General features: G+C 50.0%; 9 protein-coding genes. 6 read left to right on the forward strand and 3 right to left on the reverse strand.

Annotated elements, in window-relative coordinates:
• The 4 genes from VHE34_RS30920 to VHE34_RS30935 all read left to right on the forward strand — a co-directional run bounded on the left by VHE34_RS30920 (window position 1) and on the right by VHE34_RS30935 (window position 8,630).
• Window positions 1–1,575, forward strand: coding sequence for a RagB/SusD family nutrient uptake outer membrane protein (locus tag VHE34_RS30920; RefSeq protein ID WP_325595444.1), 1,575 nt, complete (start codon window positions 1–3; stop codon window positions 1,573–1,575).
• Between the two features lie 87 nt (window positions 1,576–1,662).
• Window positions 1,663–4,674 (forward strand): SusC/RagA family TonB-linked outer membrane protein, encoded by a 3,012-nt coding sequence (locus VHE34_RS30925; RefSeq protein WP_325595446.1) that lies wholly within the window; start codon window positions 1,663–1,665, stop codon window positions 4,672–4,674.
• A gap of 12 nt (window positions 4,675–4,686) precedes the next feature.
• Window positions 4,687–6,438 carry a RagB/SusD family nutrient uptake outer membrane protein gene (locus tag VHE34_RS30930; RefSeq protein ID WP_325595448.1) on the forward strand — a complete coding sequence of 584 codons (1,752 nt, stop codon included), beginning with the start codon at window positions 4,687–4,689 and terminating at the stop codon, window positions 6,436–6,438.
• Window positions 6,439–6,812: 374 nt separating this feature from the next.
• Window positions 6,813–8,630, forward strand: a complete 1,818-nt coding sequence (locus tag VHE34_RS30935; RefSeq protein WP_325595450.1) for a hypothetical protein — start codon at window positions 6,813–6,815, stop codon at window positions 8,628–8,630.
• A 170-nt stretch (window positions 8,631–8,800) separates the two neighbouring features.
• On the opposite strand, the gene VHE34_RS31280 is transcribed toward VHE34_RS30935, so the two are convergent.
• Together VHE34_RS31280 and VHE34_RS30940 are read right to left on the reverse strand one after the other, a co-directional pair.
• Window positions 8,801–9,004: a DUF7003 family protein gene (locus VHE34_RS31280; protein ID WP_414709934.1), complete on the reverse strand. Its 204-nt coding sequence runs from the start codon at window positions 9,002–9,004 to the stop codon at window positions 8,801–8,803.
• A gap of 228 nt (window positions 9,005–9,232) precedes the next feature.
• Window positions 9,233–11,683 carry an ABC transporter permease gene (locus VHE34_RS30940; RefSeq protein ID WP_325595452.1) on the reverse strand — a complete coding sequence of 817 codons (2,451 nt, stop codon included), beginning with the start codon at window positions 11,681–11,683 and terminating at the stop codon, window positions 9,233–9,235.
• 423 nt (window positions 11,684–12,106) lie between these two features.
• Here VHE34_RS30940 and VHE34_RS30945 point away from each other — a divergent pair, with 423 nt between their 5' ends.
• On the forward strand, window positions 12,107–12,676 hold the full coding sequence (locus VHE34_RS30945; RefSeq protein WP_325595454.1) for a hypothetical protein: 570 nt from the start codon (window positions 12,107–12,109) through the stop codon (window positions 12,674–12,676).
• Between the two features lie 569 nt (window positions 12,677–13,245).
• Here the strand turns inward: VHE34_RS30945 and VHE34_RS30950 are convergent.
• Window positions 13,246–13,506: a hypothetical protein gene (locus VHE34_RS30950; protein ID WP_325595456.1), complete on the reverse strand. Its 261-nt coding sequence runs from the start codon at window positions 13,504–13,506 to the stop codon at window positions 13,246–13,248.
• A gap of 980 nt (window positions 13,507–14,486) precedes the next feature.
• Between VHE34_RS30950 and VHE34_RS30955 the strand changes: the two genes are divergently transcribed.
• A complete protein-coding gene (locus tag VHE34_RS30955) occupies window positions 14,487–15,701 on the forward strand; it encodes an ATP-binding protein (protein ID WP_325595458.1) in 1,215 nt (404 codons plus the stop codon).
• The last annotated feature ends 168 nt before the right edge of the window (window positions 15,702–15,869 follow it).

The raw sequence follows: 15,869 nt of genomic DNA on the forward strand, positions 1-15,869 counted from the left end.
ATGAAACTATCAAAATACATCACCAGGCTGGCGGGCATTCTTCTCCTGGGCGCCTGCACCAAAACAGACGTACCCGTCGAAAATCAGCTGACGCCCGCAACCTTCCCCACCACCGACGAGCAATTCATCCTCGCCGCCGGTCCGGCCTACGTGGGCTTCCGCGGCAGCTATTGCCTGGCCTACTGGCAGTCACAAACGCTGAGCACCGATGAAGCGATCCTCCCCAGTCGCGCGGGTGGCTGGTATGACGGCGGCCGCTACCAGCAGATGCACTATCACAGCTGGACGCCCGATAATCCCATCGTGGGGGATACCTGGACCTGGGGTTTTTCCACGATCAGTACCTGTAACCAGGTACTGGCCCTCTTCGCCTCTTCCAAGGACAGCCCCGCCCGGACTCGCGCCGCCGCCGAGATCCGGACCCTGCGGGCCTTGCTATTCTATTTTATGATGGACGCCTATGGGAACATCCCAGTCCCCACCACATTCGGCGATACGGCAAAACCCGTGCAGAAAACCCGGTCGGAAGTATTCAACTTTATCGAATCAGAGGTTAAATCCGTTCTGCCCCTGCTGGGCGCCGCTACCGATGCGACCCAATACGGCCGGCCCAACGCGTACACCGCCTATGCCCTGCTGGCCAGATTGTATCTCAATGCCGAAGTCTACACCGGCAAGCCCCGGTACAAGGACGTGGTGACCTACTGCGATAGCGTCATCCGGTCCGGCAAGTACAGTCTGGCCACCGATTACGCAAAGATGTTCTACCCCGACAATGGTCCGCAGATGACCGAGTTCATTCTCGCCATTCCCTACGATCATGCCAGCGCTCAGGGCGAACAGTTCAACTGGTATTCCCTGCACCCTGCCCTCCAAAAAAAATACGGCCTGTCTTACCGCCTGAGCAACCCCGTCAGCACCATCCCGTCCTACTACGCCCAGTTCAGTGATTCCGCCGACGTACGGACCACCCTCTGGCTCACCGGCAAACAATACGATTTTTCCGGCAACCCGATCGTCATCAACACCACCAAGGTCGGTCTCGACAACACCTACACCGGCTCCGACGCCGGCACGCCGGTGGATTATCAGCTTACTTTTACACCCGACGTTACACTCCGCGATGTCGACAAGTTCGAAGTAGGCGGTGATGAGCTCGGCAAAGCCAAAGGCATCCGGAACATCAAATACTATCCGGATGTCACGGCCACCGATCGCAATCAGAGTAATGATGTCCCCGTATTCCGGTATGCGGACATCTTATTGATGAAGGCCGAGGCCATTCTCCGCGGCGCCACGCCCACCGATAACACAACCGCACTTTCGATCGTCAACCAGCTGCGAACAGCCCGCAAGGCAACACCCCTGGCCACGCTGGATCTCGACGCCATGCTGAAGGAGCGGGCCCTGGAGCTTAACTGGGAAAATACCCGCCGCATCGATCTCATCCGGTTTGGAAAATTTGAGGGCTCCTGGGGATACAAGACGGATGCCGATCCCAACAAACGCATCTTCCCCATTCCATCCGGCGAACGGGTCCTGAACCCGGGCCTCATCCAGAATCCCGGCTACTGATAGTCCCTGTATTACCAAATTGTTACTCACTAGGGGTTCCCCTGCCATTTTGTGTATGCGCATATAGAAACTTAAAACAGTTAACTTATGAGCATTCGATTTCTATTTATGGTAGGAGTTTGGTTGTCGTGTATTGGCTATTCCCGGGCTGATACACCCAACCACTACGCGCATCACCGGGCCGCCTCACTCGAGCCGGTCAAAGGAACCGTGGTTGGACCCGATGGCACGCCGATTTCCGGCGCCACAGTTAAGTCGCTTTCTACAAAAAAGACGACGACAACAAATGAAAAAGGAGAATTTACGCTGCCGGCGGCCGACGGCGAGAAACTCATGATCACCGTTGTCGGTTACAGCGATCAGGAAGTAACGGTAAGCGGCACGTCCTTACGGGTGACCATGGCCATTGGCAACAGTCAATTGGGCGAAGTGGTGGTCGTGGGGTATGGTAGTCGCACCAAAGCCGACGTCACCGGCGCATTGACACAATTAAAGGCGGATAATATAAGACAAGGAGTTACCATTTCCGCGGACAATATGCTCCAGGGCAAAGTGTCGGGTGTCCGCATCATGCAGTCGAGCGGCGAACCCGGTGCAGGTGTGGATGTCTTCATCCGTGGGGTAGGCTCTATCCGTAGCGGCAGCACACCCTTGTTTGTGGTAGACGGCGTGCCCCTCAGCAACGATAACGTCAGCGCAAGCAGCCCTGACCTGGGGTTGGGTAGCACGGACGCAAAGAATCCGTTGAATTTTCTGAATACCAGTGATATCGAGACCATCACCGTACTGAAGGATGCTTCTGCGGCAGCCATCTATGGCGCCCGGGGTTCCAACGGGGTAGTGCTCATTACAACCAAACATGGTAAAAAGGGGGATCCCTCCTTATCCTATGATACGTATGTTGGTACGTCCAGGGTTATCAAAAAGATGGATATCCTTTCTGCATCGGAGTACCGGAAGGCCATTCAAAGCCCGGCGTTTGACCATGGCGGAAATACCGATTGGCAGGACGCGATCTTCCGCAACGGCTTCATTCAAAACCACAACCTGTCGTTCTCGAAGAATACGGCCACCGGCAGCTTTACGGCGTCGCTTTCCCGCCTCGATCAAAATGGCATTATAAAGAAAAGCGACTTCAACAGGACTACGGCCAGGTTGAATGCCGAAGAGTCCTTCTTCGATAACAAACGGTTGGTCGTTAAAATGAACCTCACCGCCAGCAATATCGATGAAACGGGTATCCCTAACGGGAATACGGCCGGTTCGGATGGCCAGTTCATGATGTATGCCCTGATGGCCAATCCCACCAGGACCATCTTCGACTCTGCCCACAACTATACCAATTTCAAGATGATCCAGCTGTTCAATCCGCTCTATGTACTTAGCGTATATGATGACAGGACAAATACTTTCCGGGTATTGGGCAATGTGGAAGCTAGTTTGCGCTTGTTGCCGGGATTGAACTACCGTTTTAACCTGGGACTCGACAAAACGACTTCGGAGCGTAATACCACCATGTACCCGAACGTTACCGACCGTACCCCCCAGGGCGCCTACGTCCAAAACGATCTGAAGTCATTGACTACATTGCTGGAACATTACCTCACCTATAATCTCTCCATTCAACAGCACCAGGTGGATCTCTTGGGTGGCTTTTCCTATCAAAAGTTCAATTTCGCCGGTACCGCTTTCGGCATGCAGAACATTGCTGCCCAAAATACGGGTGTACCACCGATGTATAACCCGGGCTATTCCGGTACGCCCACCAGCCCCAGCGGTTATGCCCAGGAGAACGAACTCCAGTCTTACTTCGGACGCGTGAACTACAGCTACGACAACCGGTTTCTGTTTACCGCGTCCCTTCGCGCTGACGGGTCTACCCGTTTTGGCGCAAATAACAAATATGGTTACTTCCCGTCATTTGCAGCAGGTTGGAACCTCACCCACGAGTCTTTTATTAAAAATATCCCGGCGATCAGGAACCTGAAGCTGCGCGCCAGCTGGGGTCAAACGGGCAACCAGGAAGTACCCAACAAAATTACCCAGGCCAGCTATACCTTATCGGCGGCCTCCGGATATTACCTGGATGGCACGAACCTGGTAAATGGCGTTACCGTGAACCGTACCGCCAACCCGGATTTGAAATGGGAGCTGGTGGAACAATACAATATCGGTGTCGACTTCGAGCTTTTCAGGAACAAACTGTACGGCTCATTGGAGTATTACGACAAAACCACAAAAGACCCGATCCTGAACATTCCTTCGGAACCATTAAGCCCCACCAGTACCGTATGGAAGAATGTGGCCGGCCAGATCGTTAACAAGGGTTTTGAGTTTACCCTGGGATCGCAGCTGATCAACACGAAGGACCTGTCATGGACGGTTGATGTCAACGGGTCTACACTGAAAAACACCCTCAAAGGCCTTCCGATCTCCCAATTATTTTCCGGGAGCATCTCAGGTCCGGGACTTTCCGGTGTGAATGCCAACATCTATACGAATGGCTATGCGGCCGGCTCCTTCTTTATCTTAAAGCACCTGGGCTACGATAAACAGGGGAAGGATATCTTTGAAGATAAAAACAAGGATGGCATTATCAATGCGGATGACCGGGAGATCTTCTCGGGGGCCATTCCCAAATTCAACTTCGGCTTCAATAGCCAGTTGCGGTATAAGACCCTCGACCTGGGGGTCTCCCTCATCGGACAAACCGGTGGGTACCTGTTTAACAACACCGCGCTCGAGCTCGGCATCAACAACCTGGCCGCAGACCGCAACGTGCTGAAAAAATTTGTCGACGCCAACGCAAACCCTGGCAACCAGGTAACCGTTTCGTCTCTGTACAGGGAGAAATCGGATTTCCTCCGTCTCGCCAATCTGCGTTTGGGAAATACTTTTAGTTTCCGGCAACTGCCCTGGATGCAATCGTTCACCTTATACGTAAGTGCTCAGAATCTGTTTACCATCACGAATTACTCCGGCTACGATCCGTTGGTGAATACCACCAAAAATGTGAGCGGTAACCAGTCGCTGGGCATCGACTACGCTACCTATCCCGCGGCAAAGACATTCCTCTTGGGCGCAACGATCAAATTTTAAATCTTTTGGAATATGAACAAGAAATCATTTAAAATAGCCTGTGTTCTTCTGATAATGACTATCGCAGGCTGTACCAAATTGAAAGAAAAGGTAATTGACGAAGTACTGGGTTCCAGTAGTGCAAGTCCTCAAAATGCACTGGCTTCGGCATACGGACAAATGGACAATGGTACTTTTGTAAACCATGCCCAGGTATTTGCCCTGCAGGAATATTCGACAAACGAAGCGATATTGCCGACGCGTGGCAGCGACTGGGGTGACGGCGGGATCTATCGCGCAATTCATGAATTCACCTGGGGCGCCGATAATTCTATGATCACCAACACCTGGAACAGCCTCAATCTCGGTATTACCGAATCGCTGACGGCCATCTCCAGCATTACCAGCTCGAATGACCCCAACAAGGCTCAACTGCTGGCGGAAGCCAAAGCCTTACTGGACTTATACACTTTTCATGCATTGGATCTATTCGGCCAGGCGCCTTACCGCGACCCCAGCGCGGTCAATGGCCAGGTGCAGGTGAGAAAAGCGGCAACAGGCATCGACAGCCTGATCAAAGACGTGGAATCCTTGATACCCGCCCTGGCGAGCATAGGACAGAATAATACCGGCAAAGGGCGCTTCACAAAGCAGGCTGCATATGCCCTGCTGGCGGATATGTATCTTAACCGTGCTGTGTTTAAAGATCGTTATGCCGCCACTTTTAATTTCAACGAAGCGGCGGTTGATAATAACGGAACCGACATGGACAAAGTCATCAGCTATACTTCCCAGTTGATCGGATCGGGACAATTTAAGCTCGAAAGCAACTTTTTCCACAATTTTGACATCGACAACGCAAACGGAACCGAGCTGATCTTTGTGATAACCCAGTATGTCAACACCGTGACCAACAGCAGCAATAATTTTGCTTATATGCCGATGGAGAGGAATCAGAAACCTTCTCCGGTCGATCGGGGTACGAATGCTTCTTGCATCACCCCCGAGTTTTATGCAACCTGGGATAACAATCACGATGATCCGCGCTTTCAAAGACACTATCAGTACGCCGACGGCACCTGGTTCATGAACGACGGCACCGATGTGAGCGTACCCGCTACCAGCCTCGTGGCAGGTTCAACCCTGCCATGGTTCCACTTCAACCGGGGCATGCAGGTTGGCCAGCAGTATGGACCAAGCCTCTCGGGCACTGATTATCAACGTACACCCGACGGGCGTATCAAGGTAAATAAGCTGTATTGCGAAAAAGCACCCACCCAATTGATGGACTTTACGCCTGCCCTTAATTTTGATGATCCGAACCAGGGTGTATTCACCCAGTTGGAGATCAACCAGGGAGTCCGGCCATTCAAATATGAATTCGATCCGGCAGGTCTTAACAGTAGGAGCAACTGTGATATCCCGATGTACCGGCTTGGCGGTATGTATTGTATGCGGGCAGAAGCTTATCTGCGCAAAGGCATGGCCACCGAGGCATTGGCAGACATAAACCTGCTGCGTACAAGCAGAACACGCGAGGCGCTCTACGCCAACGCTCCCGGAAAAGCCCTCACCTCCATTGACATGCCCACGCTGTACAATGAGACGGGCTTCGAAATGTATTGGGAAATGTACAGGAGAAAAGCGTCGATCCGCTTTGGCACCTTCGAAGCAGCGGGCACGACAAAGCCTGTATCTCAGCCTTTCCGCCGCATTTACCCTATCCCCCAGTCTACAATGGATGCTTCGAAATTATTTCAGCAGAATGACGGCTATACAAAATAGACCTCTGTAACCAGTCTTCGGGAGGCCGTCTCAAACGTGATTTGAGGCGGCCTTTTTCGCTCTGGCGCCTTTCGTTTTTTCTATCTAAATTCATCGGATCTTTACCCGGTCTTCTTTCAGCCCCTTTTCTTGCAGGTAAGCGTACAATTCTTCGCCGGCCTTACCCCCGGCTTTGGCATGATGTAATAGGGTGGATCATCCGCATTGTCAGGGACCCTCCCTGATTCGGCCTCGGGAAAGCCAGGCGATCATGGACACGAAAGCCTTGGACGGGATACATTTGTAACACGGCGGAATTCACGAAAAAGTGCGTAACTTGAACGGAGCAGCGGTTGGTTTAATTTAAGTTTCTACTCTTCATTAATGCAAGGAAAATGGCAAAGCAACATCTAATTGCGATAGTACTGTTTTCGTTTTTGGTCACGCTCCTTTCTTTTGCCTGGGTGAAACCAGGTATCCCCCCGAATAGATCCGATTCCGGCCCAATATATCATCTTGCCTTTGCCAACTTCGGTCCAATAAATACGGATATTTTTATTGCTGATGCGGATGGCAGCAATGCAAGGCCATTTCTCCCTGATTCCGCACTTGATTATAACGCTTCATTTTCGAGGGATGGAAACTGGATCGTATTTACATCCGAACGAAATGGTTCAGCGGATATTTTCCGTGCACATCCGGATGGAACAGGGCTGGAACAATTAACCAATGATCCGGCATTTGATGACCAGGCTGCATTTTCACCCGATGGGAAAAAGATAGCGTTTGTATCAAGTAGAAACGGGCAGGCGGATATTTATATTCTTGACATTGCTTCCCGGAAAATTACAAATATTACCAATGATCCCGCGGGGGATTTCCGCCCGGCATGGTCTCCCGATGGAAAATGGATTGCCTTTTCCTCCGACCGGGAATCTAACAAACCCAAAGGGTTCGTGGGGTTCGAAACAGCCCACTCCACAGAGATCTTTATCATTCAGACCAACGGAAAAGGATTGCGGCGGATTACGCGCAACCAGGCATTTGCGGGCAGCCCTTCCTGGAGCCCGGATGGAAGTAAGATAGTTATATATGAGGCGGAGGTTGCTGAAGTGAACAAGATCACCGCTCCGGTTGATCTGAAAGGAAACACGCAGCTCGCCATCATAGATTTAAAAGCCAATGCAAGCACGGTTGTAACGTCAACACCGGGACAGAAATGGTCGCCTCATTGGGTTTCTGCTGACCGGATTGCTTATTGTACTGGCGGGCCCAACGGTGGTATTGAATTCTTGACTGGGCCGGCAGGCAAACGCGGCGAATTTCAGTGTCCGTCATGGTCTTCCGATGGAAGGAGAATGCTTTTTCATCGTGAACAGAATTTTGAGAAACCTCCATTTGCAAGATTGTATAGCCGGGATAAACGCTTTCAATTGATTCGCTCAGGTATATTCCCTTCTTTTTCCAGTGATGGCTCACGACTTATTTGTAATGACAAGACTGCCGGTATTATGGTGAATAAGATCATGCTGATGAATGCAAGCGATGGCACTCACCGTTCTATATTATTTGGCGATTCTGTAAAAAGCGCACTTGCGCCTGCTTACTCCCCAAAAGGAGATAAAATTGCCTTTGGCTTTGGCCATTTCTTTCAAGCGCATATGGGGCCGGCAATTGCTGATATTGCTGTCGTTAACAGTGATGGAAGCGGCTTTAAGATTCTTACAGATGGCAAAGGCAATTATGGTTTCCCCTCCTGGTCGCCTGATGGCAGGAAAATTGTTTACCGTGCTTCTACGGATAGTGTGAAGGGCCTTCTTATCGTTGATGTGGAAACAGGCAAGATCACAACCCTTACCAGGGATAGCCATGATAACTTTCCCGGTTGGTCGCCAGATGGCGACCTGATAGCCTTTACCAGTAAGAGGGAAAATAATTATGATATCTACACGATTAAACCCGATGGCACCGGTTTAAGAAGGCTTACGACAGACCAGGCGAATGATGCTCACAGTGCCTGGTCGCCCGATGGTAAATGGATTGCTTTCGCCAGTGGGTCTGGTGGATTTAAAGACGAAGCAGCATTACATCCCCTCAATCCACAACCATATGGCGAAATATGCGTAATGCGTGCGGATGGCTCGGATAAAAGGGTATTGACCGATAATCAATTTGAAGAGGCAACCCCAACCTGGATGCCAATGAAAAAGTAAACAGCAGCAGGCCCTTGTACCCTGTCGGGGAATTGGTTCGAAAATCCTTCCTGGCTACCCTGACCCTTCATTTCGGCCTGGCGTACTCCATGCTGGGCGCAAATGAAAATGATCGACTCCGCATCCCAGGTATATTTATCCTGTCACGAACGTGTGAAGTTCCAGGTATACTACGACGCCCCACCGTCGGGCCAGTTTTCCCAGTCATTGGTGGGCAGCAGGGTAGGACGATACCAGTTTATAGTTCCTGTTTTAAGGATCTTGGCAATCAGTTGAAATTTTTCGTATTCGCTGTGTTTTTGTTCTGCTGCCAGATCGGAATGAAACGATTCCATTATGACGAAAATCGGATCGTAGCGTTTCGGAAGGCAAATATCCGCATGGGCTTACAAATTGACTACGACTATCTCATTGGCAGCTCGTTGCCAATTCATGAAGGCGTGATAGGCCTGATTTGCGGTTCGCAAAAATCAAGAACCGGGCAATTGCCCGGTTCTTTGCCGCGTAGGGGAATTGGGTCGAAAGTTTCCTTTGCGGGAACACAGCGGCCGGTCCAATGATTTCTATAATTCGGGCATTGTGGCGAAGGTTAAAACAAACGTTTACTCCGATCGAAGTGCGTTTACAGGATTGATCAGAGCCGTCCGAATCGCCCGATGGCCAATAGCCGCCATCGCCAGCAGCGCCGTGCAAAGGCCGACAGCCGCAAAGATCACCCAGCTTATTTGAATTCGGTCGGCGTAGTCTGCTAGCCATCGGTGCATAAGCAACCATGCGACCGGCGTCGCGATCACAAAGGCCAGGGCCACCAGTTGAATAAAGCCTTTCGCCATCAGCACCACGATGCTTGCTTCTGTAGCACCGAGCACTTTACGGATACCTATCTCCTTTGTACGGTTGGCTGCTGCCAGTGAAGCAAGCCCCAGAAGTCCTAGACAGGCTAGAAATATCGAAATTCCGCCGGCCCACGCAACGATGCGGCTCCAATTGCTTTCCGATCGGTAGAAGCCGTTGATATCATCATCCAGGAAACTGTATCGCAGCGGCACATCCGGAACCAGCGCATGCCAGGCTTTCTCGATCCCGGCGAGGGCGCGGTGAGGGTTACCCGGGCGAAGGCGGACATAGAAATTGACATACCCTTTATCGGCCGAGCCGATAAAGGCTTGATTGCGTACAGACTCCCCGAGAGGCCGGTAGTGAAAGTTCTGCACTACGCCAGTGATGACGCCAATTCCGCCCTGAAACGGAACGATCCGCTTGCCAATCGCGTTACGCAGGTTCCATCCCAGCGAACGCATCGTTGTCTCGTTGATCAGCATGCTTTTGATGCTGTCACCAACCATTGCCGGGTTAAGGTTATTTCCGGCCAGTAGTCGCAAGCCCATGACGCGGAGGTAACCGGTATCGATAATATTGATATCGGCCGCAAAACCCTTGTCCCGATAAGAAAGAAAATTTTTGCCGGCACCCATTCCAGCAGCTGAGCTGGTCACCCCCACAATTTCCGGTTGGCTTTGCAAGGTTTGTCTGAACAAAGGGAACAGTCTGGCGGGATCAGTCTGGGCCGCGTCGATCACCAGCACATTTTCTTTGTCAAACCCCGGACTTTTGTTGATCAAATAGGAAGACTGCTGCATGATCACGATCGTACAAACGATCAGTACTATGGAAAGGACAAACTGGAACGTTACCATCGACTTGGTGAAGAAATTCGACCCACCCAGGCGAATGTTCGCTTTAAATACTTCCGCTGCCTTGAATCGGGAAAGGATGAAGGCCGGATAACTTCCCGCCAGCATCCCGGCGATCAGTGCGACCACGAATATTAGCAAAAGTTCGATTGGAACGGCCCTGAACGAAAAATGCAGATCACGGCCGGACAATTGATTGAACCAGGGCAGGGCCAGGTGGGCCAGCCATAGCCCAAGCACTGCTGACACGAGCGATAGCACCACCGATTCTGTAAGGAATTGTCCGATGATCTGCCGCTTCTCTGCTCCAACTACCTTTCTCAGTCCGACCTCCTTGCTGCGAGCTGCCGACCGGCCGACTGCCAGCGTGGTAAAATTGATGCAGGCTATCAGTAGGATACCGGTAGCGATGGCCAGTAATATCCAAAGAGTAGCGGGATCGATCTTTTCGTAGTCGGTAAAAGCGTACCCATGAAACCAGCTATCCGTGTGAATGGAAAGCAACGGCTGAAAACGGACCGCCACCGGATACTCCGTCTTCTTCCAGGTCTTGGCAAGATCCCCGAAATTATCCATCGGGGAATAATTCCGGATAAAGCGATCCAGCACTTCGTGATGATCGGCCAGGTCGCTGCCTGGCCGTAGAAGCACATAGGTCTGGTTGACGGTCGGATGCCAGTTCTTTCCGATATCAAAGGCATGCTCTCCCTTTGTCCGATAGAACTCGATGTTCGCCAGCACATCAAAGCGAATCGTCGAATTCGGCGGAGGATCGTAAGCGACGCCGCCGATGGTAAAGGGATACCAGTTTGGACCCAATTTGATGGTGATTACTCGACCCGTTACGTTGTCGTTGCCGCCGAACAATTCTCTTGCGCGGCTCTCGGTGAGAACGATATTGTTCAGTCCTTGCAGGGCTTGTGCTTTTGTCCCATATTTCAACGGAAAATCGAAGATGTAGAATAGGCTGCCTTGCGAGAAACCAACTTCTGCCCGCGATATCTGGTTCCCGGCGCGCACCAGGTTGTCACCCCAGGGCAGTTGCAGTTGAGCGGTCTGCTCGATATCCGGCAGACTCCTTTTCATCGCCGCGCCGAGTGGGTCACCGGCAAGATTGTCATACTCGGTGTAGACGGTGTGGGGGTCGTCCGCCACCAGCGAGGGATCCCATTTCGCATAGAGTCTGTATATTCGATCGGCTTTGGTATTAAAACGGTCGAAGCTCCGCTCGTTGGACACAAAAAGGATCAGCAGACTGAAACACGCAATGCCAACGGCGAGACCTGCGACATTGATAAAGACAAAGGTCTTTTGCTTTTTCAGATTACGAATTGAGAGAGTAAGATGGCTTTTGAACATAAACCGCGGTTTTGAGTACTTTCTTGTGGTGAAGATCGTAGGACCGGGAACTTGGCTGCCAATTCAATGCCAATCAGGCAATTGGTTGGATATCACCAACTTTCGTGCATACTTCTCATTCATTATGTTCGATTATGATACTCAGGCATACGGATTCGTGCATCATTTGACCCGTATGCCGATCACAGTCGTGCCGTCCCTGATATTGCTATCGCTTGTTTAATTTTCCCAAATTTGTAAAAAAAGATAAGCCTGACCGGTAGTCATTTTGTCGGAGCTGAATCCTTTCGGAGAGTTCGAACACTTTACGAGAGCACATAAAATTTTAAGAAGCGAGAAAATACTATTTCTTTTCGCTTTAGGTTAAACCCAACGAAGTCGCAACTCTTTGATAACGTTTAACAGACTCGAACACAGAAGTAATTGACAGACATCCGCGTCCACCAGCTGCCCGCCGGAACCATATCCTGCACGATCGGCGCATTCAGCGATACCGTCTCGACCATCGTTACTCGTCTGGCGAAACCGCTGATTGTAAAGACCGGAAATATCCTTCAACTCGCAAATTTGGACACCGCCGCAGCCTTCACCTGGCAACGCCTCGATTCGGCCACGAACGCATGGCAATCGATAGGGTCGGCGACGACGGTTACCCTCTCGCAGAGCGCCAGCTACCGCGTGGACGCGGCTAAATCCACCTGTCACGCCATCAGCGATGCCGTCAACTATACAAAGCCGGCTTCCACGAGGACACCTCCCGCGGCAGACTCGGGAAAGATAAAATACTACCCCAATCCTGCCAGCACCGTTCTCGCCCTGGATTCGCTGAACACCTTCGATGGCTGGCTGACCCTCGAGATTCTCGATGGGCAAACCGGCCGCAGGATCAGCATCACCCCGATCGCCGGTCGAACCTGGGTCGAGGTCCCCGTTGCCTATCTGAACAACACAGCAACTAAGGCCGATGCTCAATCCGGCGATATGAATCACTGAAACGGTTTTGTTCCGCCAGAGATTGCGAAAGGCGGCAGTGAGATAATTTTTCAGCATATAGGATGGTTACTTAGGAAGTTAAGGGTTTTCCGCAAGAAACATTCAGGAGTTGCCTCTTTCTTAATAAAGTTCTCAACGATGAAAAATTGGGAATATGCCTTACAAGAATACCGTCAGCGAAGAAAAATGGTGTACCCCCTGCCGGAGTGTTCGAACACCCTAATACGCTAGTCCGTAGTAAATTTAAAAGCCAAAATCAACGATTTTGGCTTTTAATGAGAATTCGTACCCCTACGGGGAAAATTATCTAACCAAATCATGATTGATTTATTGGCTTTCAGCATCTTGTCAATTTGACGCCCGGACACTCAATTAGCCGTTTCCTGGCAAAGAAGAATAACTTTCATGTTTTCCCTCAGTTCATTTATTTCCAATATCGGAATGCCGAGTATCGCTTTCATTGCTACAGAGCCGCCTGGAACGGCTGCCCTGTTAGTGGCGGATTTCCAGGCGATGAAGGCATCATTGGCCGACCCAGTAAAATCAATGCGGGCTGATTACGGAGATATTTATTTTACTGAAAGGGAAATAAAATAATTCATCGGCGGCGTCGTAGCACCCACGGAGGCGAGGACGATCTTTCCCGGCTGCTCCGACACCCTTCTCAGCGTTACGGTGGAACCGTCCGGAAAGACATAGCTGGGAAAGGGATACCAGGCCGTAAGATAAGGTAACGACGACCGGATACTAATGGTTACGGTTCCACTGTCGATAATCCCTTCCGTAAGATCGGGCAGATCGAAACTATAGCCGTTCGCGCTGTCGATCACGATGTTGTAGAAATGAATGTACGTCGGATTCAGATCGTTGCCAGGAACCGATGAAGTAGCCTATGCGCTTGAAAAACCTCCCATCCTGTTTTTCTCGCACGAAACGCACAATCCTGAAAACAAAATAAGCAGTAGTAAAAGATTTCTCATGAGTCAGGACACCTTTGCTTCTTAAAGTTAAGACTTAAATCTGATTTCTTCATTGGCATTTTGGTATGATTATCAATATGATATAGATAAAAGAGTAGTCTATCCCAACTATTTCCATTTCTTTCTAAGCCAATTTCTTACCGGCTCGTCGTATAGTTTCAGACTCACAAACGCCAGGATGATCGCACCTGACAGAAGTAGGAGTGCAAGGGGTGCCCGACGACTCTTCGGGCGTTAAACCCAAGGGCCCCACAGCGCTGGAAGCGCTGTGCTTTTTGAATTTATCTCGTCCATAATGTCTTTTCAGTTGCCTCGATGCTTCGCCAGAGGCGAATTGTCCGCTTTGGCGAACGCATCCGCGTTCACCCCGCAACCAAACGCAAAAAGCCCCGATCGAAGATTGGGGCCCTTACCGTGTCGGGAAACTGGTTCGAACATTTTGAGTGTTTCGTGTAACAAATTCTCTATATAAGAGCCTTTATAATTTGATGATATTCTGTTGTTTATCTATTTGAAAGATAAACAGAGCTTACCACATTGTGGCACACATACGATGAGGATCGTAGATTGCAGTGCGCCCTCCCGGGATTGGATTTCTAAAGGCGTTCAAGCGCATTCTCCTTGTAATTGTAATATTGAGTATTCGATTTGCAAGGAATGGGCCTAGCATTGTCGTTATTTGGACGACAATATCATAATGAATGTCTTTCTTGTAGTGACAGAAATAGTATATATGTCGCTCTATGAAAGAAATAATAAAGGACATTCTTATAAGTAACCAGGAAAGGAGGCTTCCGGCAGACCTAAGACCTAGGAAGACTGGAATATCCTTGGAACTGGATAAGATACAGGCTATTATTGGTCCCAGGCGGGTAGGGAAGACTTCTGCCATGTTATTGGCGATGGAAGACTTAAAAAAGCGGGACGCGACTTCTGAAATCCTTTATTTCAATTTTGAAGACGAGCGGGTGCAATTTGAACCTCAGCAGTTGGATCTGTTACTGCAGGCGTGGAGGAAACTTCATCCAGGCAGAGATTTAGAACAGGCTTGGTTTTTCTTTGATGAAGTGCAGGCGGCTCCTGGGTGGGAACGGTTTCTAAACCGAATCAATGAGACTTTATCCAAGAAAATATTCTTTACCGGCAGCAATAGTTCCATATTACATACACAGGTTAAGTCTGTCATGAGGGGTCGCAGCATAGCAGTGGAATTGCTGCCGTTGGCTTTCCGGGAATATTGCGACTTTAAAGACGTGAAGCCGTCTGCGTATGGGGCAGGAAAGAGCAAGACTATCGCAGCCTTCCAGCGGTATCTTCTCTGGGGCGGGTATCCGGAAACAGTCAACCTGACCTCAGAAACGATTCAAACGGCATATCTCCAGGAGTACTATAATTCCATGCTTTTGAGGGATATCATTGAATACAATCAGTTATCAAACTATGCCTACCTGCGCAATCTTTACCGACAGGCAGCCACCACTATTGGGAAGACGATCAGCGTTCGACGTTTGCATAATCACTTGAAAGCACATCAGTATAGTGTCGGCATAAATACCGTCTATGAGGCGATGGATATGGCAGAGAACGCTTATTTGTTCAAGCGGGTAAGCAAATTCGACCATTCGGATAGTAAACGGGAGAAATCGGATAAGAAAATATATTGGGTAGATAATGGTGTGCTGAATGCCAATACGGCTCAATATGCCGGTAATAAAGGGCTACTCCTGGAGAATGCAGTTTTCCGGGAACTATACCGGCGGTATGGGAACATTTATAATCAAAATATCTATTACTCCGCAGATACTTCATGGGAGTGTGATTTTGTAGTATATGCTGAAGGGAAGACCCCATTACCGGTTCAGGTTTGTTGGTCGATTGCGGACGTTCAAACCCGGGAAAAAGGGTTGAAGGGATTGATAAAGGCTTGTCAATATTGCCAGGCTAAGGAGGGCTGGATAATAACTGCCGACGAAGAAGAGGAGATGGATATCAAAGGAATTCATGTGGCGGTGAAAGCTGCCTGGAAGTGGATGACGGGTGAGTGAACAAAAGATTATCCTCGCAATTGTAGCGTGAAATGTTCGATTTGCAAGGATGTTTTAAGCCGCCCATATATGGGCTGTTGGGTAGTCCGGCAGTTCTTTTGTACAAGCGAAGTTAAAAAGAAAAAGCCCCAACTTAAAGTCAGGGCCTTTGTGCCATAAAAGCTGTGT

Origin of the sequence: Puia sp. (genome assembly GCF_035546395.1) — a bacterium.
Taxonomy (GTDB): Bacteria; Bacteroidota; Bacteroidia; order Chitinophagales; family Chitinophagaceae; genus Puia.